This is a genomic window from Bradyrhizobium sp. cf659, assembly GCF_900113725.1.
GTDB lineage: Bacteria > Pseudomonadota > Alphaproteobacteria > Rhizobiales > Xanthobacteraceae > Bradyrhizobium.
On the sequence record NZ_FOQJ01000006.1, the window covers coordinates 263,463 to 287,800 of the forward strand.

The following is a 24,338-nucleotide window of genomic DNA, read 5'->3' on the forward strand; positions in this document are numbered from 1 at the left end:
ACGCGAGCGATCGTCCGGTGGCTCGCGGGTGTCCGCACTCAATCGATAGTCTGGCGCAGCCCCGCCGCTCGAACGACGATGGGCCGGCTTTGCGCGGTGTGTGGGTCTAGCGCTGGGCGGTCGGGGGAGACCGGCGAGCGCGTGAAGCAGCTTTGGTCGCCGGCGCAGCTTCCGTCGCCTGAATCCGCGACATATAGCTTCGCTGTAGGCGCTTCAGGCAGGATTCCATTTCGGCCACGGCGGCGTCAGCGTCGCCAGCCGCGAAGTGTTCCATGAAGCGGCGACGCGACGGCAACACGAAACTGTTGTCATATTCGCCGATCCGCTGCACGAAATGCGCGAGCACGTCGAGGACGCCGTTCATGACGATGACCATGATCGGATTGTCGGTGAGGCGCGCCAGCATCCTGTGGAACTCGATGTGCCTCTCTGCGCGTCCGGCGAAATCGCCGCGGCGGCGCGCCTCCTGCGCCTCATCGATATTGCGGTTCAGCATGTCGATGTCCGCCGCGGTCGCACGACGGCATGCTTCGCGCACCACGACGGATTCGAGCCAGATACGGGCTTCGGTCAGTTGTGCCGGCTGAATGGTACCGACGTGGTACATGTCCATCAGCCCGGTCGCGATCGCCTCGCCGCTATGCTGGCTGATGAAAGCGCCGCCGCGGGCTCCCTTCTGGAGGCGAATCAGACCGGCATGCTCGAGCGAGCGCAAAGCCTCGCGCAGCGTGTTTCGGGAGACACCGAACTGCTCCGACAGCGCCCGCTCGGACGGCAAGCGGTTGCCGACTGCAAGCCTGCCGGAGGCGAGCTCGGTCCGGATCTGGGCGGCGATCTCGTCGAACGCACGGGGCGATCGGATACGCTGAAACTGCGCCAGCGGTGCGGCCTCGGCGCTGGATTTGGCCGGCAATTGTGAAGCGCTCATATCAACCCGGATCTTCGACACGCAACGACATATAGGCGAAGCCGACGATTCTCGCCAGTAACAAGCTGCCATTGACCGGCGCTCTGCACAAAAGTAGAATGGTTGAACCAAAACCCATATGGACCGTTTTAATGCTACGGGAGTTGCCGTCGGACGAGGACCGCCAGATCCTGCAAGAAGCCGTCCGCGGATTTCTTGGGAGCATGTCGGACAAGTCGGCTCTGACGGACGCGCAACTCTGGAAGCGGCTGGCTGCTCAGGCACTGACGCAGATTGCCGCCTCCCCCGCCGAAGGGGGCTTGCGCGAGATCGTCCTGGTGCAGCAGGAGGCCGGGCACGCCGCCTGCCGCGCACCGCTCGCGGATGCGGCCTTGATCAACCTCATGCAGCTTCCCACCCGCAGCGATGCCCCTGCCCTGCGTGCGCTGCTGGATGATCTTCACGCCGGCGACGCAGTCGTAGCCCTGTCGTTGGCGGGTTTTGACCCGGATGGAGCCGCGGGCTGGGCGAAATTGGAAGGCGATAGCCTGATCGCGGAGTTGGGCTTCGTCGAGTCAGCCGATATCGTTACCCATCTCGCCGTGTTCGCGCCGGGCCCGGTGCTTGTCATCGTCAAGACCGGCGAAGGGGTCAACGCGGAGCCAACCCCTGTGATGGGAAAAGCCGGTTGGTGGCGAGTTCGAATCAATAAAGCCTTCCTCGTCACTGTACCGTTCACGGAAGCTGCGGTCCGCGATCTGCTCGCAATTGCGGCCCTTGGCGAGACCGCACGGGCCTTCGGTGCAGCCCAGCGGGCATTCGAACAGGTCGTTGCCTATGCCGGCGAGCGTCGCCAGTTCGGGCAACCGATCGGCCGTTTCCAGGCCATCCAACACAAGCTTGCGAACTGCCACATCGCATTGCGCGCGATTCAGCTTACGATCGCAAATGCCGCCGCTCAATATGACCTGGAGGCCGCGCCTTGGCGATGGTTCGCGGCCGCTGCCATGGCCACCGCCGCAAGTTCGCTTCGCCAGGTGTCGCTCGAAATCCATCACGCCTTCGGCGCGATCGGCTACAGCGAGGAACATGAGGCGCCGCACCATTTCCGACAAGTTCATGTCGGTGTGCTTCGCCATGGCGGTCAGCGCAGGCCGGTCGAACAATTGGCGAGCCATTTTCTCGATCATGACGGCGACGTTCGTTTTCCGGAGTACGATCTAGGACCAGCGGGGAATGCTGTCCGCCGTCAGGTGCGCGCCTGGCTGGACGCGCATTGGACGGGCGAGCGCCGCGCCCGGCACGAGCAGCTCTCCTTCGCTGAACGGGAATATGATCGCGAGTTCGCCAGGGCACTGGGCGCGACCGGCTGGATTGGCCTGAACTGGCCGAAGCGATTCGGCGGCCAGGAGCGCGGCGCCTTCGAGCAGCTTGCTTTCATGGAGGAGATGGAGCGCGCCGAAGCTCCGCGTGCCGGTGCGCCCGTGCAGGCGGCCATGCTCCAGGTCTACGGTACGTCGGAACAGCAGCAGCGCTACCTCCCGGAAATCCTGCGGGGCGAAGCGATCTACGGCATGGGCTACAGCGAACCGCAGGCCGGTTCCGATCTGGCGTCGTTGAAGACTCGCGCCGTGCGCGACGGCGACCACTATGTGATCAATGGACAGAAGATCTGGACCACGACGTATTGGGGCGAGTACATGCTGCTGGCGACGCGGACGGATCCGGACGCGAGCCCGCCTCATGCCGGGATCACCATGTTCATCGTTCCGATGACGACGCCCGGGATCACGATCCGGCCGTCGGAGACGATGTATGGCGGCACTTTCGCCAACATCTTCTATGACAACGTGCAGGTGCCTGCTGAAAACCGCGTCGGCGCCGACGGAGACGGCTGGAAGGTTCTGACCGGCGCCTTGGCGACCGAACGCGGCTTCATTGGCGGCGGCATCGTCCTGAAGGTCGCCCACATGTTCGAACTGCTGTGCGAGCATATCCGCACCGCCGAGCGCCACGGCAGCCCGATGCGGTACGATCCGCTGGTGCGCGCCAGAATCGGCACACTCGCGGCCGAAATCGAGGCCGGCCGGCGCATGATGGTTTATTGCGCCGAGCAGGTGGACAAGGGCGAGACGCCGCCGGACGAGGCCGCGGTCAGTAAGGTCTATTCCGGCGAGCTGATGGAGCGTTTCTGCGAGAGCGCGCTCGATCTGCTTGGGCCGGAGGCGCTGCTGAGCGAGCACAGCCCGGGCGCGATTCTGCGGGGGCGCATCGAACAGATGCTCCGACATTCGCTGATGTGGGTCATCAGCATCGGCACCAATGAAATCCAGCGCAGCCTGATTGCCCAACGCGGGCTCGGACTGCCGCGATAGACGTTGCCTAGAGGTGATATGTGACCATGACAGAGCGTCCCAAACTTCCGCCTGCGCGCGCGCGAGCGCCTCGCGCCCCCTCCCCGCTCCAAGGCTTGCGTGTCATCGACTTCTCGCATTTCATCGCGGGACCCATGTGCACGCTCTTCCTTGCGGACATGGGCGCCGACGTGATCAAGGTCGAGAACGCGGCGAACGGAGACGATTTTCGTCGTTTCCAGCCTCACCTTGGCGGCGAAGGCGTGCCGTTCCTTTGGGTCAATCGCAACAAGAAAGGCATCGCACTCGATCTCACCAACGAGGCCGCGCAAAAGATCGCAATCGAGCTCGTCGCGTCAGCCGACATCCTGGTGGAGAATTTCTCGCGCGGGGTGATGGAGCGGTTCGGCCTCGGCTACGATGCGATGCACGAACTCAATCCTCGCCTGATCTATTGCAGCGTGTCGGCCTATGGCCGCGACGGCGCCATGGCTGATCGTCTCGGCTTTGATCCCGTGATCCAGGCGGAGACCGGCTTCATGTCGATGAATGGCTTTCCTGACCAGGAAGGCGTCCGCACCGGTCCCGCGATCGTGGACATCTCCACGGGCATGACGGCGGCCATCGCCGTGCTCGGTGCATTGACCGCACGCCAGAGCACGGGACGCGGACAGCGGGTCGAGACCGCCTTGTTCGATACTGCCGCGCTGATGCTCGGCTTTCATGCCATGAACTATCTCGCAACGGGCCGCAATCCAACTCGCGCCGGCAACCGCAGCGCCGACAGCACGCCGACCGGCACATTCCGGACGGCAGACGGCCCGCTCTACATCACCTGTGCGAACGACCGGACCTTTCGTCGTCTCGTCAGCAACGCGCTCGAACGGCCGGAGCTGGCCGAAGATGCCCGCTTCGTCAGCAATCGCGACCGGATGGCGCATCGCGAGGAATTGACCGCCATCATCGAGGGGATTCTTGGCAGCGACTCCAGCGAGCGATGGGCCGCGAAGATGCACGCGGCAGGCGTGCCGTCCGGAGTCGTCAGGACGGTCGAAGGTGCTTTCAGCTCCTTTGAAATGACCGAGCGTGCGCTTGCCTCGTCCATTCCGCATCCGACGGCAGGCGACATACCGAACATTGGATCTCCCTTGCACTTCAGTGAAACGCCCGTTCTCGACCCGGTCGCGGCCCCGACTCTCGGGCAGCATACGACTGACGTGCTGCAGCGCGTTCTCGGCTATGGACCCGAGCGAATCGCCGCGCTGACAACAGCAAGCGCCTTCGGGTCGCCGAGCTGACGAGGCCGCCGATGCGCGCTGTGCTCCGATCTTCGCGCGGAGAAATAACGATCAGATCCGGCGGCCCGCATCCTTCCAGAAGGGGTCCTTGAGCCGGCGCTTGAAGATCTTTCCGCTTTCCTCGCGCGGGAGCGCTACATGGAAGTCGATCCGGGGCGGCACCTTGTATTTCGCGATCCGCTCGGCGAGATAGGCGCGCACCATGTCTGCCGTCAATTCTGATCCGGGCTCGGGCTCAATCGCGGCCGCAAGCGACTCGCCGAACTCCTCGTCCGGAATACCGAACACGGCGCAATCCCGGACACCAGGACATTGGATCAGCGCCGATTCGATTTCCGCCGGATAGATATTGACGCCCGCCGAGATCACCATGTCCGACCGCCGGTCGCACAGATACAGCCGCCCGTCCTTGAGATAGCCGACGTCGCCGACGCTGATCAGCCCGTCGCGCTCGACCGATTTGCGCTTGGCAGGGTCGTTCAGATAGACGAAATCCGCCAGCGAATCCTGCCGGACAAAGATTTCGCCGACCTCACCGGGCGGAACGGGCTTGCCGTTCTCACCATAGATCGTGATGCGTGCGCCAGGCGTGGGGCGCCCGACGCTGCCAGGATGGGCCAGCCAGTCGTCCGGCGTGCTCAGCATCACCGCTCCAACCTCGGTGCCGCCATAGGTCTCGTAGATCACGGGCCCCCACCAATCCATCAGCGCTTTCTTGATTTCCGGTGAACAGGGTGCGCCGGTGTGGATCACCCAGCGAAGCGAGCTAACATCATAGCGGCGGCGTATCTCTTCCGGCAGGCGCATCAGACGCACGAACATGGTGGGCACCATGACGGCATGCGTGATGCGCTCCCGCTCGATCATCGCCAGGGTTTCTTCCGGCTCGAACTTCGATTGAAACGTGATCACGTCGGCCTGACCAATGGCCTGACGCAAGCAGGCATTCGGAGACGCATGGTAAAGTGGACCTCCGATCAGGACACGAACGCCTGGTGCAATGCCGTAGACTGACCGCATCAGTTCCCCGTAGGCCTTCGCTTGTTCGGGCGTCGCAGGCTCGCGCTTCACGCCTTTCGGGTGCCCCGTGGTGCCCGATGTGTAGATCAACGTCGCGCGGCTCCGCGGCGGTGCGGCGCTCCATGGCTGGAATTCGGCGAGCCAAGCCGGCCAACTGGCGTCTGTTCCCAGCGGCTTCTCCGCTCCCGCCGGAACGCCGAATTGCCGAACGAGTTCGGGCGGCGTCGGTACGCTCAGCACCAGAATGCCGTGCAAGCTCTCTCGAAGCTCGTCGCGACCGGCCGCGAGCAGATCGGCATGCGCAACCAACACTTTGGGCTTCGCGTCCTTGAGGACGTAAGCGATCTCCTGCGCCCGACCGTGCCAATTGATCGGCACGCAATAGGCACCGATCAGAGCAGCGGCCTGCGTCGCCTCGACGAAAGCGAAGTCGTTGCGCAGCAGAAGCGCAACGGTATCCCCTTCACAGACGCCGCGAGCCTGCAGCCCGCTTGCCGCACGTGCAGCGTTGACGAGCACCTCTTCGCGTGCGCGAGCCGTTCCATCGAGAAAAATCTGTGGCGACGTCATCGTTCCTCAAACAAAGCTTTACTGGGACCTGAAAGCGCCTCTGGTGAAGCGCATGGCTGTTCGGGGCCGGCTGGAGGGCGATCATCCTGCAAGACGCTTGGCTACTGGCTCGCCAGCTTGCAGTCCGGATTGGGGGCTTCCGACATCAATTCATCGACTTTCATGCGCCGGACGACCTTGAAATAGTCCCATGGTCCTTTTGATTCCTCCGGCGATTTGACCTGGACCAGGAACATGTCGCGCAGGACGCGGCCGTCTGCCCGAATCCGAGCCGACGGTGTTGTGAGGTCCGAGATCGGCAACTCGTGCATCTTCTTTGCCACTTCCGGTCCGGATGTCGTGCCGGCCGCCTTGACCGCCTTCAGGTAGTGCGTGACCGAGCTATAGACTCCCGCCTGGAGCGCGGAAGGTGGTCGACCCGTCTTCTCGCTGAACCGCTTTGCAAAGTTGCGGGTGTTGTCATCCGTATCCCAATAGAACGCCGTCGTCGTATAGATGCCCTTCATGCGATCCAGCCCCAGGCTGTGCACATCGGACTCGAACAGCATGAGGCCCGCGATGCGAATTCCCTTCTGCAGCAGCCCGAATTCAACCGCGTTCTCGATGAGAAGCACCCCGTCGTGACCGGCAAAGGACGAGGCAATCGCATCGGGCCGCGCTTCCTCCGCGGCCAGGAGCAGCGAGGCGTAATCCGAGGTCCCAATCGCCGCACGCCGGGTGCCGACCAACTGTCCGCCGGTCTCCTTCACGGCGTCCGCGACTCCCCGTTCCATCTGGTGTCCAAACGAATAGTCGGGCCCGACCGCGAACCACTTCTTCACGCCGGACTCCGCCGCGCTCAAAACCGGCGCGCGCGGTAGCACGCTGGTGTCAAACGTCCAGACGAATCCGGTTGGCGAGCACGACTTGCCGTAGAGATCGAGGGTCCCGGAGCCCGAGATCAGGGCGATCTTTCCCTTCGTATGCGCAAGATTTTGAATGCCGAGAGCGATGGTCGACACAGGAATGTCGGCGATGGCCTCGACATGCTCCTCGTCGAACCAGCGCCGGGCGATGGTCAGGCCGACGTCGGGCTTGAGCTGGTGATCGGCCGAGATGATCTCGATGGTCCGGCCGAGCGCGGTGCCGCCGGCGTCACTGACCGCCAGCTCCGCCGCAATGACCGACCCGCGACCGACCGTGTCGGCGATGACACCCGACATGTCGGTCAAGACACCGATCTTCAACGGCTCGCCGAGGGCCAACCCGCCCCACAGGAATGAGCCCACGACCGCGGCCACGACTGGTCTTGCCATGGATAGCCATCCTCCCGTTATTGGTTGTACCATTGATACAACGTGAAAGTAGCGTCTGCAAGCCTGCGAAGGAAGCGGCCGGACAGCACCCATCGAGGAATTCGAGCCGAAGCAAGCGGGGGTACCCATGTAAAATGGCCGGCCATCGGACGGTGCGGCTGGCCTTCCAGCCGGCAACAAGTCTGCTGGGCGGTGGGAGGATCTCGTGACCGGCGTGCTCCAGGGCCTAAAAGTCATCGACAGCGCCACCTTTGTCGCCGGTCCGGCTGCGGCCGTGATCCTCGCGGATTTCGGTGCGGACGTCGTTAAGATCGAGCCAGTCGGCGCCGGAGATCCGCAGCGAGTCCTCGGTGGCCTCCCCAACCTGCCCAAGGCCGACCACAATTACGCGTGGACGATTGCCTCACGTAGCAAGCGTACGCTGGCGCTGGACCTGAAGAACGAGACGGGTCAAGGGATCCTGCGACAACTCGCGCGTTCCGCAGACGTTTTCATTACCAACCAGTCCCCGGCCTCACGCTCGCGGCTCGGGATCAGCTATGAGCAACTTTCGCAGATCAATCCGCGTCTCGTCTATGCAGCGCTCACGGGCTACGGAGAGACCGGCCCCGAAGTTGAAAGGCCAGGATTCGATGCCCATGCCCATTTGGGCTCGCTCGGGACTGGCCGACAACCTGCGGCCCGACGTCGATAGTTCTCCGGCGGCCCCTACTCTCGGGATGAGCGATCAGCCGACCGCCGTCACGCTTTACGCTGGGATCGTCACCGCGCTTCTTCACCGGCAGCGCACGGGCCGAGGCAGCCCCTTCAATTCGTACGATCCGCGTTCACCGAAGCGCAGTCCTGCGCCCGCAACAAGATCGGTCGCCACCCGCGAGACATGACGCGACGTACTTCGCACCGGGGATTTCCGCCGCCATCCGCCGCCCAAGGGCAACCGGAACTTGAGCATCGGTGACCCGATGCAGCACCAAGGTCGGGGCGCGGACACACGGAAGAATTCCGGTCACGTCGATCCGGCGAACGGTCGGACGAACGCGAGCATTGGAGCGAGAACGGTCACGCAGCCGCTGAAGCCGCAGCTCAAATCATCGTGCCCCGCATGAAGCAGCGGACCCGTGGGTGGCCGTCGATATAGTATTTCCACACCATGGTCCGCCCGGTCTTGTTCGGCTGCGTGACCACGGCGCCATCAGGCACGATCACCCACTCGCCATCGATCCGCACCCGGTAATGCCCGCGGTCGGATTCCCAATCGACGTCGGCTACGATGTACCCATCGGCGTCCGAGCAGCATGGCCCTAATTCGCTGGACAGGCTCTCGAACCATTCTTTCAGCGGTGAATCGGCATAGCGCCCGTCATCGCGCGCCGCCGCGGACGTCGCCAGCATGATCAGGCCCAATGACCACCCGATGCGCTTCATGACCGGGATTTCTCGCTCCCAGCCATGTACATGGCGGCGTGCCGCAGGACGAAGTCGTAAACGCTGAGCGGCGGTGTGCCGGTGACCTTCTCCACATTCGACGTCAAGCGATCGTATCGGTTCTGGTGCTTGAGAAGGGCCATTGTGGCCAGATGGGCGAGCGCATGCGATGACAACTGCCCGCTATTCTCGAGCTGCGTGCGCCAGGGTCCCCAGGGCACGTTCACATAGGTGATCTGATGTCCGAGAGCCCTTAAGTACTCTTCGGCAATTCCGTTCATGTCCTGCGATCGCGGCCCGGTGAGTTCGTAGACCTTCCCGATGTGCCGGCGGGGGTCTTCCAGGATTACGGCGATCACCCGCGCGACCTCTTCGCTCGCGATCGGCGAGATCTTCCCATCACCAAACGGCAGTCGAATTTGCCGGTTCTCGCGGATGGAACTCACGGTATCGCCTTCGATATGTTCCGCAATCAGTGTCATCTGTCAGGACTCGTCAATCAGCGTTGCTTCTCAGCAAGCGGAATTGCGTGGGGGTCATCGCTCCGCTGCTGCGCAGCAGGCTGCTCAGGAGTGCCGGCCTCATCCAGGCTCTTTCGGAACCACAGGGCGTAGAGGCCGGGCAGGTACAAGAGCGTCAGGAAGGTGGCAACGAACAATCCGCCCATGATGGTGATCGCCATCGGGCCCCAGAATGCCGAGCGCGACAGCGGGATCATTGCGAGGATCGCGGCCAGCGCCGTCAGCACCACCGGACGCGCACGGCGCACGGTCGCCTCCACGATCGCCTCGCGGCGGGGCAGGCCGTGGGAGACGTCGGTCTCGATCTGGTCGACCAGGATGACAGCGTTACGCATGATCATGCCGGCGAGCGCGATCAGGCCGAGCAGCGCCACGAAGCCGAACGGGGCGTTGGCGACGTTGAGCCCGAGCGAGGCGCCGACGATGCCGAGCGGCGCGGTCAGGAACACCAGGATCAGGCGCGAGAAGCTCTGCAGCTGGATCATCAGCAGCGTCAGCATCACCATGACCATCAGCGGGAAGAGGATAAAGATCGAGGCGTTGCCCTTGGCGGATTCCTCGAACGCCCCGCCCGCCTCGATCCGGTAGGCCGGCTCGAGGTGGTCAATGATCGGCTTGAGCTTCGGCGTGATCTGGCTGGTGACATCGGGCGCCTGCACGTCGTCGGCGACGTCGGAGCGCACGGTGATGGCCATGTCGCGGTTGCGTCGCCACATAATCGGGTCCTCGTGGGAGTACTCGATCCTGGCGATCTGCTGCAGCGGCACGGCGACGCCGTTGCGCGAGGTGATGGTGAGATCGCCGACCGAGCCGAGGTCAAGACGCTCGGACGAGACGGCGCGGGCGACCACGGCTACCTTCTCGATGCCGTCGCGGATGGTCGTGACTTGCGCGCCCGAGATCAGCATCGCCAGCGCCTGCGAGACGTCCTGCGGGGTCAGGCCCATGGCGCGGGCGCGGTCCTGGTCGACGACGAGCTTGAGGTACGGCGACTGCTCGTTCCAGTCGAGCTGGACGTCCTTGACGCTCTTGTTCTGCCGCATGACGTCGCGAACCTGGTAGGCGATCTCGCGCACCTTGTTGGCGTCGGGGCCGATCACGCGGAACTGGACAGGGAAGCCGACGGGCGGGCCGAAATTGAAGCGGTCGACGCGCACGCGCGCCTCGGACAGGAAGCCCTCGCCCGCGGCGTTCTCGATCTTCGCCTTGATGCGCTCGCGCGCCTCGACGCCCTTGGCGACGATGACGATCTCGGCAAAGGCCTCGTTCGGAAGCTGCGGATTGAGGCCGAGCCAGAAGCGCGGCGAGCCCTGGCCGACATAAGCGGTATAGGTCTCGATGTCCTTGTCGTCCTTCAGCAGCGTCTCGGCCTGCTTGACCGCCTTTTCGGTGACGTTGAAGGCGGTGCCCTCAGGCAGGCGAAGCTGGAGGAACAGCTCGGGCCGCTCCGAGAGCGGGAAGAACTGCTGCTGGACATGGCCGAAGCCGACGATCGAGGCAACGAAGATACCGACGGTCGCGGCGACCACCGTGATGCGGTGGTTGACGCACCATTGCACGACGGCGCGCAGGCCGCGATACATCCGCGTCTCATACACGGCATGGGGATCATGATTGTGATGGACCTTGATGTCCGGCAGCAGCTTGACACCGATATAGGGCGTGAAGATCACCGCCACGAACCAGGACGCGACCAGCGCGATCGCCACAATCGAGAAGATGCTGCCGGCATATTCGCCGACCGCGGAATTGGCAAAGCCGATGGGGAGGAAGCCAGCGGCCGTGACCAGCGTTCCCGTGAGCATCGGAAACGCAGTTGATTCCCAGGCAAAGGACGCAGCCCGCATGCGGTCCCAGCCCTGCTCCATCTTCACCACCATCATCTCGACCGCGATGATGGCGTCGTCGACGAGCAGGCCGAGCGCGATGATCAGCGCGCCGAGCGTGATGCGGTGCAGGTCGAGCGACATCGTGTTCATGACGATGAAGACGATGCCGAGCACCAGCGGCACGGACAGCGCGACCACGATGCCGGTGCGCCAGCCCAGCGCCAGGAACGAGACGAACAGCACGATGACGAGCGCTTCCATGAAGGAGTGCACGAACTCGCCGACGGCGTGCTCGACCACCTTGGGCTGGTCGGCGATCAGCTTGACGTCGATGCCCTGCGGCACGGCCTTCATGAATTCGTCCGTCGCCTTCTCGACCTCCTTGCCGAGGTCGAGGATGTTGGCGCCCTTGGCGGTGACGATGCCGACACCGATCGCAGCCTTGCCTTCCTGGCGCACGACGAAGCTCGGCGGATCGACATAGCCATGGGTGACGGTGGCGATATCACCTAAGCGGAAGACGCGGCCGTTGCTCTCGACCGGCGTTTCGGCGACGGCCTTGGCACCGTCGAGCGCGCCGGTGACGCGCAGCGGCACGCGCTGCGACGAAGTCTCGACCGTGCCGGCCGGCGTCACGTTGTTCTGCTTGGCGAGCGAATCGAACAGCGCCTGCGGCGTGATACCGAGCGTGGCGAGCTTGGCGTGGCTGAACTCGACGAAGATGCGCTCGTCCTGATTGCCGTACATGTCGACCTTGGTTACGCCGGGCACCTTCAGGAGGCGCTGGCGGAAACCTTCGGACACCTTCTTGAGCTGGGCGTAATCGGCGCCGTCACCGGTCATCATGTAGAGGATGGAGTCAACGTCGGAAAACTCATCATTGACGACGGGTCCGAGAATCCCTGCGGGCAACTGGCCTTGCACGTCGGCAAGCTTCTTGCGCAGGAGATAGAAGAGATAGGGCACCTCCTTCGGCGGCGTGGAGTCGCGAAAGGTGACCTGGAGTGCGCTGAAGCCCGGCTTGGAGTAGGTTTGAACCTTCTCGAAATAGGGCAGCTCCTGGAACTTCTTCTCGATCGGGTCGGCGACCTGCTCCTGCATCTCCTGCGCGGTCGCACCGGGCCAGATCACGGAGACGTTGACCACCTTCACCGTGAAGAACGGATCCTCGGCCCGCCCGAGCTTCTCATAGGAGAAGAAGCCGGCGACGCCGAGCATCAGCATCAGGAACAGGATCAGCGTCGGATGGCTGACCGCCCAGGCCGAAAGATTGAAGCGCTTCATCGCTCTCTCCGAAAGACGATCCAGTTGCAAAACGACAGCCGCTCAGTTCAAACCGTCGTCGCGAGGCAGCGAAGCAATCCAGGGGGCCGGGCAGGTTCTGGATCGCTCCGCCGCTTCAGCCCCAGCATTTGCGCTCGGGCCGAAACTCGCCTTGCAACGGACACGTAAACTCTAGAAAGACAGTGATGACAGGATCCGCACCTTCTGGCTCGGATCGAGCTTTTGCACGCCGACGGCGACGATCTTGGCGCCCTCTTCGACACCGCTGGTGATGATGACGTCGCTGCGGTCGTAGGACTTCACCACAACCGGCCTCAAGGTGAGCGCCCCGTTGTCGACAACGTAGAAGGACGGCTTGCCGCCTTCGTTGAACAGCGCCGACAGCGGCAGCCGCGCGACGCGCTCGGTCGCGGCGTCCGACAGCGACAGCGTCGCCGTCATGCCGAGCGCGACCTTGTCGTCGGCCTCGGGCAGCGAGAATTTCGCAAGATAGGTGCGGGTGGCCGGATCGGCTGTCGGCGCGATCTCGCGCAGCTTGGCCGTATATTTCTTGCCCGGCTCCGACCAAAGAGTGACGCTGGCGGCGCCCGACTTGGCACGTCCAACCAGCGTCTCAGGGATCGCGACGACCGCTTCTTTCTCAGCAAAGCGGGCGACACGGATCGAAGCCTGGCCCGCCGCGACCACCTGGCCGGGCTCGATCAGCGTTGCGGTGACGACGCCTCGGGCATCGGCAACCAGCGTCGCGTAGGAAAGGGAATTCTTAGTCAGCTCGACCGAACGGATGGCGCGGTCGAGACGCGCACGGGCCTCGTCGGCGGCGGCGCGGCTCGAATCCATCGCCGCATCTGTGGTCCAGCCCTTGGCCTTCAAATCCTTGGCGCGCTGCTCGGCAGCGGCAGCCTGGGCCAGCACGCCTGTGGCAGCCGTCTGTTCGGCAACCGCCTGTTCGGCCTGGAGCTTCAGATCAACCTCGTCCAGGGTTGCGAGCGGCTGGCCGATCTCGACGGTCTGTCCGACTTCCACAAGGCGCTTGGCGACCTTGCCGGCGACGCGGAAGCTGAGGTCACTCTCAATCCGCGGCTTGATGGTGCCGACGAAGCTCCGCTCCGGCGTCTCGGCATCATAATGCGCGGTCGCGACCAGAACCGGCCGCGGCGGCTCGGCCTTCTCGGCGACAGTGTCGTTGCAGCCGGCCAGCGAAGCGGCCATCAGGGCCAGCGACACGCCTGTCAACAGCCAGGAATAGGTCGACAAAACCGACCGGACGAACATCGAAGGACACTCCTGCGTCTCGAATGAGAAGACTGTCGACTAATCAAAAAAGTGCTTGCTCTCATGGCCGCCGATCTAATCCCTGTCAGCTTGCGGGATTGCGCGCGGTGACGATCCACGTCGCTCTGCCGATCATCAACGATCGCTCGCCGGGGAGGTCCGCGAAGGCGGCACGAACCGCGACCGAGGCGCGGGCGCGAATGTCGTCGGGCTGATCAACGAGCGCGCGCGACAGCGGGCCAACCTCCAATGTCATCCTCACCGCCTCGTCGATCGCCGCGTCCCGCGTCGCGCCCTCTCCAAACGGGATGGAAGCATCGAAGGGCGCGAGAGCGGTATCGGTGAAGCCGGCCGCCGTCAGGATGCGCTTCACCCGCCCCCGGTCGCCGAACGAGAATGGGCCGGGCGCTTCGGGATCGGGCGGCGCCGTCAGCGGGACGATGCCTTTGATCGCGTCCATCGGCAGGCGCACCCAATCGTTCTCGGCGATGCCGCGCCAGCAGACGAAAGCGACCCGCGCGCCCGGCTTGAGCGCGCGGCGCATATGAGCGAACGCCGCCGTAGGATCGTCAAAGAACATCACTCCGAAGCGCGAGAACAGGATGTCGAACGCGCCCTCGGGCAGCTCGGCGCTGCCAGCGTCGGCCACCCGGAACTGGACCGGTATATCCTGTGGCGCAAGCGCGCGCGCTCGGCCGATCAGCGCTTCGGATATGTCCACGCCCAGTACATGGCCCCCCGCGCCGACGCGGGCGGCCAGAGCCAGACTCGACGCGCCCGCGCCGCAGCCGATGTCCAGCACGCGCTCGCCCGTCGCGGGTGCTGCGGCTTCGATCGCGGCCTGGCCGAACACCGCCGCCATGGCGTCGAGCTGGGCCTGGTTAGCGACCCAGCGCTCCCCGCTTGGGCCATTCCAGTCGGCGACCTGATCGGCCATGGTGATGAGCTCCGTGTTGTGGATGGAGGGGGTTGGCTTGGGCCTGGCGCGAAATATCGTCCAGCGATGCGCGCTCAAAACGGGCAGCGAGTAGGGCTTCGGCATCGACGAGAAAGTCGCCATCGCTGTATTAACCGGCCGGACCATGCCGCATTCGATATCGCCGGGCGGCCCGGGAAAACTTGATTTGGAGGACAAGTTGAACCCTACTCATTGGCTTGCATATTTCAGATACTATATGGTATCGTAATGCAAGAGTTATAGTACTGTCAAGTACTGGAATTGTCGTGACCGAAAACAGCCGAGGCCGGCGCGGACGGCCCGCCAACGAGGCGCTTGGCCAAACGATAATCGACGTCGCGAGCGAACTCTTTGTGGAATTGGGTTTTCAAGCGACCACATTGGACAAGGTCGCCCAGCGGGCGAAGATATCCAAGCTCAGCATCTATCGGCACTTCGAGAACAAGGAGGGGCTGTTTAGCGCCGCCATCGCGGCCCGCTGCCATCAGTTTGCACTACAGGCCCTTCTTGAAGGCGTCGACGGTTCGGCCGAAGATCAGCTCATGGCCGTGGGATCATCCCTGCTTCGCACGCTGTTGAGCCCGGACGTCCGCAGTGTCGAAGCCATGGTCATGGCCGACAAGACGAGGCAAAAGTCGTTAAGCAAGCTCCATTACGAAGCCGGCCCCGCCCATCTCATCGCCCAAATCGAGGCCCTGTTGCGTCAGTTGCACGCGAAGGCGCTTCTGAACGTGCCCGATCCTCTCCGGTCCGCCCGCTTGTTTGCCGCGCTTTTCAAAGGAAACGATCTCCTGGTTATCGCTGACGCGACAGCAGAGGATGACAACGAGATCGAATCCTATTGTCGGTCGGCCGTCGCCATGTTCATCGCCGTGCACGGTGGCAACGACCACGTGGGCGGATAGTCTAGTTAAGAGGATCGTCACGGCGCGCAATCCGGCAAGCTGACAGGGATTAACAGGGGGAGACGCCCCATCTCGATGGCTCGGCGTCGGCCGTGACGTGATCAACCCCGCACCGCTTGGGCGGGAACGCAGAGGAGGTAGAGCGACGGCCTTTTGCCCCAGGTCGCACCGCTGCCTTCGGTTTATATCGCGCTCATCGGCGACTACCTCTGAAGCGAAATTGACTGTCCCAGAGCCCTGATAGTCGAACGCGTTCAGCGGCACAGGGGTTATCCCGGCAATTGCAGCGCGGTCACGGCTGTTGGCCCGGCGCGGGAGAACACGAACCAAACCAAACGGCAATACGCCTCCGTGCCGCTCGCGACGTTGTCGACGGTCCTGACTTCGGCCTGGACGAGTGATCCTCTACTCGGCCCATGCCGCGATCCGTTCGGCGATCACCTCGGGGGCCTCGATGTGCAGGAAGTGACCGACGTTGGGAACGACCTCCATCGCGCGCCGGGCGGCGAACCGATGTCGGTCATCGACTTGCGCAGGGAGGATGCAGCCGTCGTTGGCACCGTGAAGCTGCAACATGGGCACCGTGATCGGCCGAGACATACGGCGCGTCGCCCCAAGCATGCCAGGCCGCAGCATCGCCCGGTAGTACTTCAGAGGCGCGGGCATGCTCGCCCGCAGGTGCTCGTGTAGCTCCGCCTTGAGAGCGGGATCGAGCGAGAAGCCGGGCGACCACTGTTGCCAGAGGCGGTCGATGAAGGCGAGATCGCGGGCGGTGGCGATCCAGCCGCTTCCCGGCAGTTGAAAGAGCCCCATGTAAGAGCTCCGGCGCAGCTGAGCGGGGTCCGTCAGCCGGCTCATGAAGGTGAGTGGGTGCGGGATTGCGAGCGTGACCGCGCGCTCGATCCGCTCCGGCGCGGTGACGCAGGCATCATATGTGATCAGCGCGCCCCAGTCGTGGCCAACCAGCTCCACGGCTCGCCCCGGAGACCAGCGGTCGATCAGCGCGAGCACGTCGCCGGTGAGGGCTGCGAAGTCGAACGGTCCCGCCGTCGGGGACGGCGCGTAACCGCGAAGCCAGGGTGCGACGACATGACGGCCACGGCGGCCGAGCTCGGCAAGGAAGGGCTTCGCGGTCGGCGGATGGTCCGGGAAGCCGTGCAAGACGATCATCGGTTGGCCATCGGGATCACCACCCTGCAACGCGTGAAAGGTGCCGTGTGGCAGGTCGAAGGTGACGTGTTCGAAGTCCATGTGTGGGGCTTCTCCAACAGCGGTCGGACGAGAGATGCCGATGCTGGCTTCGGTGTTTCTGGTTTTGGACAGGTGCATCTCCTCAGGCGCCGGGTGAACTGTGGGGGCAGCCGGCCAGTCGGTTTTCGATGACACCGGTCCGGAGAAGTGAATCTGCTCTCTCAAGCCAGCATCGACTGCTGGGCGAAGATACCCGCCATCGCGCCGTGCCATATTTCCGGAGTCAGGCCGTGCAAAAGCCGGGGACGGCGACCTTCTGGAACAGGTGCGGGGTGGCTACGACGGATGGTGGATAGGCCGAAACCTTCGCGACGAATTCGGGACGGGAGAAGGCTTCGCGGAGCGTCTCTGTGGATTCCCACACCACATAGTTCAGGAAGATCGGGCTATCGCCGATCGCTCGGTGCAGTTGGGTGGAGATGAAGCCACGCTGCTTCTTCAGGGTTTCGCCAGCGGCTATAAAGGCGTTTAGGAAGCCCTCTTCGTCACCGGCACCGACCGTGAATATGTTGATGAGCACGATTGGCGCGGCCGAGATGCCAAGTTGGCGCTCAAGCGGGAATTCATCGTTTAGCGGCTTGAATTTCTTTAGGACTTCCATGTGGAGTATCCCCGTCTGGTGTGAAAAACGAAACTGGCGTGATCGATGCTGCTTGCACTCAAACCACCATCGACTGCTGGGCGAAGATACCCGCCATCGCGCCGTGCGATGATGCCAGGGTGACCGATGGCGGCGTGATGGGATTGGCGAGGTCGCCGGCGGCGTAGATGCCGGGCATGCTGGTTTCGCGGCGATCGTCGACCTTGAGGATGATGCCGAGGGGGGTTTTGACCGTGGCGAGGCCCAGTGATTCATGCAGGCTTGCGGACGGCTTGTTGCGCGGATGCGCGAACAGGATGTCGACCGCGACATCGGGGCCGGTATCGAGCCTGACGGTGGCGTTATGGGCCCCGCGTTGGGCGATCCCAGTGATCCGGCCATCGACGACGGGTATGTTGCGTCGCGCCAGATCGGCCCGGATATCGGGCGGAATGTCGTGACCATCGGCGAAGAGCGTCAACTTGTCGGTCCAATCGCGGAACAGCCTGACCTGATTGTGCGACTGCGGGCCGGACCAGACGAGGCCCCAATGCTGGCCGGCGACTTCAAAGCCGTCGCAATAGGGACAGGGCACGATGGACGTGCCCCAGCCTTCGGCAAAGCCCGGAACATCAGGCATCTGGTCGGTGAGGCCATAGCTCAGGATCAGACGGCGCGCTCCAAAGCTTTCGCCATCGGAAGTGAGGACGGAGAAATTGTCGATGGCGCCGGAGATGCTGTCGGCCCGGGCACTGACCAGCTTGATCGTGGGATAACGCGCCAGCTGCTGCCGCGCCTCGGCCAGGATGTCCAGCGGCGGCTTGTGATCGTGGCCGAGCAGGCCGTGCGAGTGGCCGGCGAAGCGGTTGCGCGGCAGGCCGGTATCGAGAACGGTGACCTTGCGGCGGGCGCGGCCGAGCTGCAGGGCGCCGGCGAGACCGGCAAAGCTGCCGCCAATGATGATAACGTCATCCATGGTGATGAGCTCCGTTGGAGGACAGGTTGCAACCTACCCGGCTTGCATATTTCAGATACTTCATGGTATCGTAATGCAAGAGTTAGAAAACTGTCAAGTACTGGAATTGTGGTGACCGAAAACAGACAGGGACGGCGCGGCCGGCCCGCCAACGAGGCGCTTGGCCAAACGATCGTCGACGCCGCGCGCGAACTCTTTGTGGAGTTGGGTTTTCAGGCGACGACATTGGACAAGGTCGCCCAGCGGGCGAAGATATCCAAGCTCAGCATCTACAGGCACTTCGAGAACAAGGAGGCGCTGTTCAGCGCGGCCATGGCGGCCGGCTGCCAGCAGTTGTTTGCACCGCAGACCCTTCTTGAAGGCGACGACGGTTCGGTCGAAGATCAGCTCATGGCAGTGGGATCATTGCTGCTTCGCACGCTGTTGAGGCCGGACGTCCGCGGTGTCGAAGCCATGGTCATGGCCGACAAGACGAGTCAAAACGCGTTAAGCAGGCTCCATTTCGAAGCCGGCCCCGCCCATGTCATCGGCCAAATCGAGGCCCTGTTGCGTCAGTTGCACGCGAAGGCGCTTCTGAACGTGCCCGATCCTCACCGGTCCGCCCGCTTGTTTGCCGCGCTCTTCAAAGGATCCGATCTCCTGATGATCGCGCGCTTCGATCAGGCGAGAGCAGAGGACGACAACGAAATCGAATCCTATTGCCGGTCGGCCGTCGCCATGTTCATCGCCGCGCACCGTGGCAACGACCACGTGGGCGGATACTTGCCCGCCCCAAGGTCAAAAGACAAAATTTGAATCGTGCGTGACCGACGTTCTCAAAATAACCGAGACCGGTTTGAAGGCGGACTGGATTCGAGGAAATGCGCTGCCAAGGGTTCGCCGCCTCCGCTTGAGCGCCGGCGAAGCATGCGAGCGGCCGAGTATTGTCGCGCGCGAACCAGATGTCGCCGCCTTCGGCCTTGTTGAACTCGCTGAACAGGTTTGCCGAACCAGCACCCGAGGCGTTGGTGATCGCCACAGGCACGGTGGACTGGGCCTGCTTCATGTGGCCGGCATTGCAGTGGCGGTCGATGATGCCTGCGGTCTGCCATCGGAATCCGCACTTGCCTGCCTTCTGAGAGCCCAAGGCCGGACAGGTGAATGCAGCTCACCCACGCTTGCAAAGTTCTCATTTGTCGAAGAGTTCTGCGACAACGCAGACTAGCCCCAAAATAGCAGCGTTTTGGGGGAGGATGCGTGCTTCAAGGAAGCCAATTCGCGTTTATTCGGAAAGTCCAGTCAGGCTGATGCAGACCTGGCCGAAAGACGCCTGACTGGCAATTCTCGCCATAGATGAATCGATTTGCCCGCGACGTCGGATCCGCCCGTCCGTGCTCACGCCGCGGGGCCATATCCGCACTGCTGATCAGCCATAAGTCACGTGAGAAGCGCTCCAAAAGCCGCCTGGCGGTCTGCGGGCGCCCAGGAGAGGAGGAAGAAGGGATGAAGTTCAGGACGTTTCTCGGCGCGGCCGCTGTCCTGGCGCTCACTGGTGCCTCGGCACCGGCTGCCGACAAGGATGCCGCCGACGTCGCGGTCGAAGCAGCAAAGAAATACGCGGGCACGACGATCAGCATTGTCTGGGAGGCCGGCCTGCAATCTCTGGACCCGCTAAATTATTCGGGTCCCAAGTGGGAGAAGCTCACCGGCATCAAGGTGAAGGTGGTCGAAGTGCCGACCGACCAGATGTTCACCAAGATCATGCAGGATTTCAAATCGGGCGCCGGCGCCTATGACGCGCTGAATGTTATCCCGTCCTGGATGCCTGATCTTGCGCGCGCTGGCGCGCTCGAGCCGCTCGACAAGTATGTCGACAAGTTCGGCTATCGCGACGAGTTACAGGACATCGCGGCCGCGTACCGCGACAATCAGATGCAGTATGACGGGAAGATTTACGGCTTTCCGGACGACGGCGACGTAATGCTGCTCTACTACCGAAAAGACATCTTCGAGGATCCGAAGATGAAGGAGGCGTTCAAGGCCAAGTTCGGCTACGAACTCGCGCCGCCAAAGGACTGGAAGCAGTTCGACGAGATTGGGCAGTTCATCACCGACAAGATGGCGCCCAAGGTTTACGGCGCCGGCTTCTTCCGCACCGCGCCCTACCCGCAATACATGTTTCAGGAACGCTTCCGCATGGAGGGCGGCAAGTTCTTCAACGCCGACACCATGAAGGCGACGGTGAATGGCGATGTCGGTCTCAAGGTATTCAAGCAGATGCTGGCGGAAAACAAGTTCATGCCGCCGGGCGTCGAGCAGTGGAATTTCGTCGACAATCTCGCCGCATTTCTCCAAGGCACGACCGCGATGACGATCTCCTGGCCGCCATACGGACGGTGGGCCGCCGGCTACGGCTCGGGCGAGGAAGCATTGAAGTGGGTGCCCAAATCGCAGGTCGCCGGCAAGGTCGGTTACGCACTCACGCCGCTCGGCCGTCCGGAGCTCGGTGTTGGCTTCGACCTGTCGGTGTCGGCAACCAGCAAGAACAAGGAGGCCGCTTACCTCTTCATCCAATGGCTGAACAGCAAGAAGACGAGCCTCGAGCGCGTCCAGCTCCCCTATACGCTTCGCGATCCGTTCCGCCTGTCGCACTACGCGAGCGAAAAATACCGTGCGCTCTGGCCTGATGCTCCCGCCTATCTCGATACGATCAAGACATCCGGCGAGAAGGGCCTGCTCGATCTCTCGCTTCTGCAACAGGACAAGTACGACGAAGCAATGACCAAGGCGATCTCGAGCCTCTGGGCGGGTGAAGATCCCAAGGCTATCCTCGATCGCCTGGCACAACAATTCGACGCCATCACCGAGAAGGTCGGCGTCGACAATCAAAAGGCCGTCTACAAGGTCTGGGCGGCCAAGCCCGGCGCCTATCCGCAATAGCTGCCCTGGACACCACATGGGAGGCATTGTCCTCCCATGCGGCCTCGTTTCCTGGACCGATGATGACGCTTTCCGCAAGTCTCAATGGTGCCGAGCAACGCCGCCCCAGCCGCTTCGGGCGCATGCTCGAGGACCGCCTGCCCTATCTCATCGTCGCACCGGCCATTCTGATCCTTCTCCTGGTCGGCTTGCTCCCCCTGATCTACTCGCTGATCGTGAGCTTCCAGCGCATCACGATGACTGAGAACAACACGTCCTTCGTCGGCCTCTTGAACTATGCGGAGCTGTTCAGGGATGCTCGCCTCTGGGCCTCGCTCGGTCACACCGCCATCATCACCGCGGTCGCCCTCCCCCTCGAGCTGCTGATCGGTTTCCTGATGGCGCAGCTTTTCATCGATCGCATGCCCGGACGCCAGCTCTTCGTCGCGCTGCTGGTGCTTCCGACAGTGATCTCTCCGATCGTCGCGGGAGCGACCTGGCGGCTGATGTTCGACGTTCGCTTCGGTCCCATCGGTGAGATCCTGAGCTTCATTGCGGGCGAACCGGTGCGGATTCTTTGGACGGTCAATCCTGCCTACGTCTATCCGGCGATCATCGTCTGTGAAATCTGGCAGTGGTCGCCGTTCATGTTCCTGCTGCTGCTCGCAGCCTTGTCGAACGTCGACCAATCGCAGCTCGAGGCCGCGGAAATCGACGGCGCATCATACTTTCGCGTGCTTCGCGCAATCGTTCTGCCGGCAATCGCCCCCGTTGTCGCCGTTGCCTGCCTGATCCGGGGCCTGGACCTCGTCCGCATCTTCGACATCATCTGGGCTCTTACCGAAGGCGGCCCCGGCTCGATGACCGAGACCATATCGCTCTACACCTATGTGCAGGGTTTCTCGCAATTTGAGACGAGCTATACGGCCGCGATCTCGTTCCTGGTGATTGCGCTGCTGACGCTCATCACCACCCTGGTCCTCAAGCGCATGGAGCTTGCGCGATGAGGGTCGGCAAGCTTTCGGCGAGAAAAGCCCGCATTCTCGCGCTTCGCTATCTCGGCGCCGGCGTCGTAACTCTGCTGTTCCTATTTCCGGTCTATTGGCTGTTCATGATTTCGTTCAAGACACCGGACGAGATCTATCATGTGCCGCCCTTATGGGTCCCCGAACAGATCCAGTTTTCGAACTATTACGTTTTGTTCAAGGACGGTGACGTCCTTGCCATCCTGAACAGTCTGATCGTCGCCGGCGTCAGCTCCGGCATTGCGATCGTTCTTGGGACGCTGTGCGCCTACAGCCTCGCCCGGTTCGGCACCGGCGGCGAAAACCTCGCGATGTGGATCATTTCCCAGCGCATGATCCCCCCGATCGCGGTGGTCTTCCCGATTTTCCTGATCTACGTCTATTTCGGCCTGGTTGACGGCTATTTCGGGCTGATCCTGCTCTACACGGCGTTCAATCTTCCTTACGTCATCTGGATGATGCGCGGCTACATCGTCGACGTTCCGCTGGAGCTCGAGGAAAGCGCTCTCGTCGATGGCCTGAACCGATGGGAAGTGATCTGGAAAGTCGTCTTCCCGATGGTGCGCCCCGGGCTCATGGCGACGTCGGTCTTCACCTTCGTCTTCGCCTGGAATGACTTTCTCTTCGCGCTGGTGCTCACGCGCACCGAGGTCATCACCTTTCCCGTCATGCTGACGCACTACTTCGGCGGACAATCGAATTTCTGGGCAAAGATCGCGGCGATGTCCGTATTGGGAACCTTGCCGATCTTCGTCGCAGTCTCGGTGATGCAACGCTATCTCGTGCGCGGCATCTCCTTGGGCGCAGTCAAGGGTTAGGGAGAGCGGAGTGGCCGATGTCAAGCTGTCCGGGGTGCACAAATACTACGGCAACGTGCACGCGGTTCGAGGTGTCGATCTCACCATCGCCGACGGCGAATTCGCAGTTCTTGTAGGGCCGTCGGGCTGCGGCAAGAGCACGCTCTTACGAACGATAGCCGGTCTTGAAGACCCGGACGACGGTACGATCACCATCGGTGGCGCGGTGGTCAACGATCTGCGCCCGCGCGAGCGCAACATCGCGATGGTGTTTCAAAATTACGCGCTCTATCCCTATTTGACGGTCAACGAGAACATCGCCTTCGGTCTGCGCGCCCGCAAGACTCCAGAGATCGAGATCAGGAAGCGGGTCAGCGAAGCCGCCGACATGCTCGGCATCGGAAATCTCCTTCAGCGCTATCCGCGCCAGCTCTCCGGCGGACAGCGTCAGCGCGTCGCCATCGGCCGCGCCATCGTCCGCAAGGCGGACCTGTTCCTGTTCGACGAACCGCTCTCGAATCTCGACGCTCAATTGCGCGACGAGATGCGGACCGAGATCAAGCGTCTGCATCACGAGATCACGACCACGATGATCTACGTCACCCACGATCAAGTCGAGGCTATGACGCTCGCCGACCGCATCGTGCTGCTCCGCGATGGAATGATCGAGCAGCAAGGGGCCCCGCTTGAACTGTTCGAGCAGCCCCGTACGGGCTTTGTGGCCGGCTTCCTCGGGTCTCCGTCGATCAACCTCGTCCCGGCGACCCTCAAGACGAGCGGCGGCGGTGCCGCAGTTGTGTTTCAGTCCGGCGGTGCGCTGACGCTTCCGAGCGCAAGATCCAAATTGCTGACAGGTGCGGATGGCCAAGAAGTTCTCGTCGGCATTCGGCCGCAGCACTTCAGCCGAGCTGGCGGCGGACCTCTGCGCGACGGGGTGGTCTCCTATTCGGCCGTTGCCGATCTCATTCAGCCGACAGGGACCCGCACATTCACCACCATCAAGATCGGCGGCGTCGATGCGGTCGCGGAGCTGCAGGCTCATGACGTCAGCAGCCATGGCGAGCGGATCGACCTCGCCATCGACCTCAATCGCGTGGTGCTGATCGATCCGGCCAGCGGCCTGGTCATCTCGTAACGAGCGCCGGCAATCTGGAGAACGGGAGGAAAAAA

Annotated in this window: 21 protein-coding genes and 1 pseudogene; 10 read left to right on the plus strand and 12 right to left on the minus strand. The window is 62.9% G+C overall.

Going from position 1 to position 24,338, the window contains the following annotated elements:
• Positions 1–106: 106 nt before the first annotated feature.
• Positions 107–949 carry a FadR/GntR family transcriptional regulator gene (locus BM118_RS25365; protein WP_244550246.1) on the minus strand — a complete coding sequence of 281 codons (843 nt, stop codon included), beginning with the start codon at positions 947–949 and terminating at the stop codon, positions 107–109.
• 77 nt (positions 950–1,026) lie between these two features.
• On the opposite strand from BM118_RS25365, the gene BM118_RS25370 reads away from it, so the two are divergent.
• Positions 1,027–3,282, plus strand: a complete 2,256-nt coding sequence (locus BM118_RS25370) for an acyl-CoA dehydrogenase (RefSeq protein ID WP_244550247.1) — start codon at positions 1,027–1,029, stop codon at positions 3,280–3,282.
• Between the two features lie 20 nt (positions 3,283–3,302).
• Positions 3,303–4,559 (plus strand): CaiB/BaiF CoA transferase family protein, encoded by a 1,257-nt coding sequence (locus BM118_RS25375; RefSeq protein WP_092188408.1) that lies wholly within the window; start codon positions 3,303–3,305, stop codon positions 4,557–4,559.
• A gap of 51 nt (positions 4,560–4,610) precedes the next feature.
• Here the strand turns inward: BM118_RS25375 and BM118_RS25380 are convergent, their stop codons facing one another.
• Positions 4,611–6,149: an acyl-CoA synthetase gene (locus BM118_RS25380; protein ID WP_092188410.1), complete on the minus strand. Its 1,539-nt coding sequence runs from the start codon at positions 6,147–6,149 to the stop codon at positions 4,611–4,613.
• A 101-nt stretch (positions 6,150–6,250) separates the two neighbouring features.
• Positions 6,251–7,537, minus strand: coding sequence for an ABC transporter substrate-binding protein (locus BM118_RS25385; RefSeq protein ID WP_244550248.1), 1,287 nt, complete (start codon positions 7,535–7,537; stop codon positions 6,251–6,253).
• Positions 7,538–7,649: 112 nt separating this feature from the next.
• Here BM118_RS25385 and BM118_RS25390 point away from each other — a divergent pair, with 112 nt between their 5' ends.
• Both BM118_RS25390 and BM118_RS42775 read left to right on the plus strand, forming a co-directional pair.
• Positions 7,650–8,138 (plus strand): CoA transferase, encoded by a 489-nt coding sequence (locus BM118_RS25390; protein WP_092188414.1) that lies wholly within the window; start codon positions 7,650–7,652, stop codon positions 8,136–8,138.
• Positions 8,083–8,328 (plus strand): CoA transferase, encoded by a 246-nt coding sequence (locus tag BM118_RS42775; RefSeq protein ID WP_177234667.1) that lies wholly within the window; start codon positions 8,083–8,085, stop codon positions 8,326–8,328. The genes BM118_RS25390 and BM118_RS42775 overlap by 56 nt, the downstream gene beginning before the upstream one ends.
• Positions 8,329–8,527: 199 nt before the next feature.
• Here the strand turns inward: BM118_RS42775 and BM118_RS25400 are convergent, their stop codons facing one another.
• The 5 genes from BM118_RS25400 to BM118_RS25420 all read right to left on the minus strand — a co-directional run bounded on the left by BM118_RS25400 (position 8,528) and on the right by BM118_RS25420 (position 14,715).
• The gene (locus BM118_RS25400) at positions 8,528–8,869 is read right to left on the minus strand and encodes a hypothetical protein (RefSeq protein ID WP_092188418.1); all 342 of its coding nucleotides are present in this window, start codon (positions 8,867–8,869) and stop codon (positions 8,528–8,530) included.
• Complete coding sequence (locus tag BM118_RS25405; protein ID WP_092188420.1) at positions 8,866–9,351, minus strand: Rossmann-fold NAD(P)-binding domain-containing protein; 486 nt, start codon at positions 9,349–9,351, stop codon at positions 8,866–8,868. Before BM118_RS25405 ends, BM118_RS25400 begins: the two co-directional genes overlap by 4 nt.
• A 17-nt stretch (positions 9,352–9,368) precedes the next feature.
• Positions 9,369–12,503: an efflux RND transporter permease subunit gene (locus BM118_RS25410; protein ID WP_092188422.1), complete on the minus strand. Its 3,135-nt coding sequence runs from the start codon at positions 12,501–12,503 to the stop codon at positions 9,369–9,371.
• Between the two features lie 171 nt (positions 12,504–12,674).
• The gene (locus BM118_RS25415; RefSeq protein WP_092188424.1) at positions 12,675–13,778 is read right to left on the minus strand and encodes an efflux RND transporter periplasmic adaptor subunit; all 1,104 of its coding nucleotides are present in this window, start codon (positions 13,776–13,778) and stop codon (positions 12,675–12,677) included.
• Between the two features lie 85 nt (positions 13,779–13,863).
• Positions 13,864–14,715: a class I SAM-dependent methyltransferase gene (locus BM118_RS25420; RefSeq protein WP_092188426.1), complete on the minus strand. Its 852-nt coding sequence runs from the start codon at positions 14,713–14,715 to the stop codon at positions 13,864–13,866.
• 287 nt (positions 14,716–15,002) lie between these two features.
• Here BM118_RS25420 and BM118_RS25430 point away from each other — a divergent pair, with 287 nt between their 5' ends.
• Positions 15,003–15,641, plus strand: coding sequence for a TetR/AcrR family transcriptional regulator (locus BM118_RS25430; protein ID WP_092188428.1), 639 nt, complete (start codon positions 15,003–15,005; stop codon positions 15,639–15,641).
• Between the two features lie 405 nt (positions 15,642–16,046).
• Here the strand turns inward: BM118_RS25430 and BM118_RS25435 are convergent, their stop codons facing one another.
• The 3 genes from BM118_RS25435 to BM118_RS25445 form a co-directional block, all read right to left on the minus strand.
• On the minus strand, positions 16,047–16,892 hold the full coding sequence (locus BM118_RS25435) for an alpha/beta fold hydrolase (protein ID WP_092188430.1): 846 nt from the start codon (positions 16,890–16,892) through the stop codon (positions 16,047–16,049).
• Between the two features lie 223 nt (positions 16,893–17,115).
• Positions 17,116–17,493, minus strand: a complete 378-nt coding sequence (locus BM118_RS25440) for an antibiotic biosynthesis monooxygenase family protein (protein ID WP_092188432.1) — start codon at positions 17,491–17,493, stop codon at positions 17,116–17,118.
• Between the two features lie 58 nt (positions 17,494–17,551).
• On the minus strand, positions 17,552–18,448 hold the full coding sequence (locus BM118_RS25445) for an NAD(P)/FAD-dependent oxidoreductase (protein ID WP_092188435.1): 897 nt from the start codon (positions 18,446–18,448) through the stop codon (positions 17,552–17,554).
• Positions 18,449–18,559: 111 nt separating this feature from the next.
• Between BM118_RS25445 and BM118_RS25450 the strand changes: the two genes are divergently transcribed.
• A complete protein-coding gene (locus BM118_RS25450; protein ID WP_092188437.1) occupies positions 18,560–19,243 on the plus strand; it encodes a TetR/AcrR family transcriptional regulator in 684 nt (227 codons plus the stop codon).
• A gap of 100 nt (positions 19,244–19,343) precedes the next feature.
• Here BM118_RS25450 and BM118_RS42425 read toward each other — a convergent pair.
• Positions 19,344–19,430, minus strand: a pseudogene (locus tag BM118_RS42425) (SOS response-associated peptidase); the annotation flags it as partial.
• Positions 19,431–19,930: 500 nt separating this feature from the next.
• On the opposite strand from BM118_RS42425, the gene BM118_RS25460 reads away from it, so the two are divergent.
• The 4 genes from BM118_RS25460 to BM118_RS25475 all read left to right on the plus strand — a co-directional run bounded on the left by BM118_RS25460 (position 19,931) and on the right by BM118_RS25475 (position 24,303).
• On the plus strand, positions 19,931–21,367 hold the full coding sequence (locus BM118_RS25460; protein ID WP_177234669.1) for an ABC transporter substrate-binding protein: 1,437 nt from the start codon (positions 19,931–19,933) through the stop codon (positions 21,365–21,367).
• Between the two features lie 62 nt (positions 21,368–21,429).
• Positions 21,430–22,353, plus strand: a complete 924-nt coding sequence (locus tag BM118_RS25465; protein ID WP_210189064.1) for a carbohydrate ABC transporter permease — start codon at positions 21,430–21,432, stop codon at positions 22,351–22,353.
• A complete protein-coding gene (locus BM118_RS25470) occupies positions 22,350–23,189 on the plus strand; it encodes a carbohydrate ABC transporter permease (protein WP_092188444.1) in 840 nt (279 codons plus the stop codon). The genes BM118_RS25465 and BM118_RS25470 overlap by 4 nt, the downstream gene beginning before the upstream one ends.
• Positions 23,190–23,199: 10 nt before the next feature.
• On the plus strand, positions 23,200–24,303 hold the full coding sequence (locus BM118_RS25475; RefSeq protein ID WP_092188446.1) for an ABC transporter ATP-binding protein: 1,104 nt from the start codon (positions 23,200–23,202) through the stop codon (positions 24,301–24,303).
• Positions 24,304–24,338: the final 35 nt, after the last annotated feature.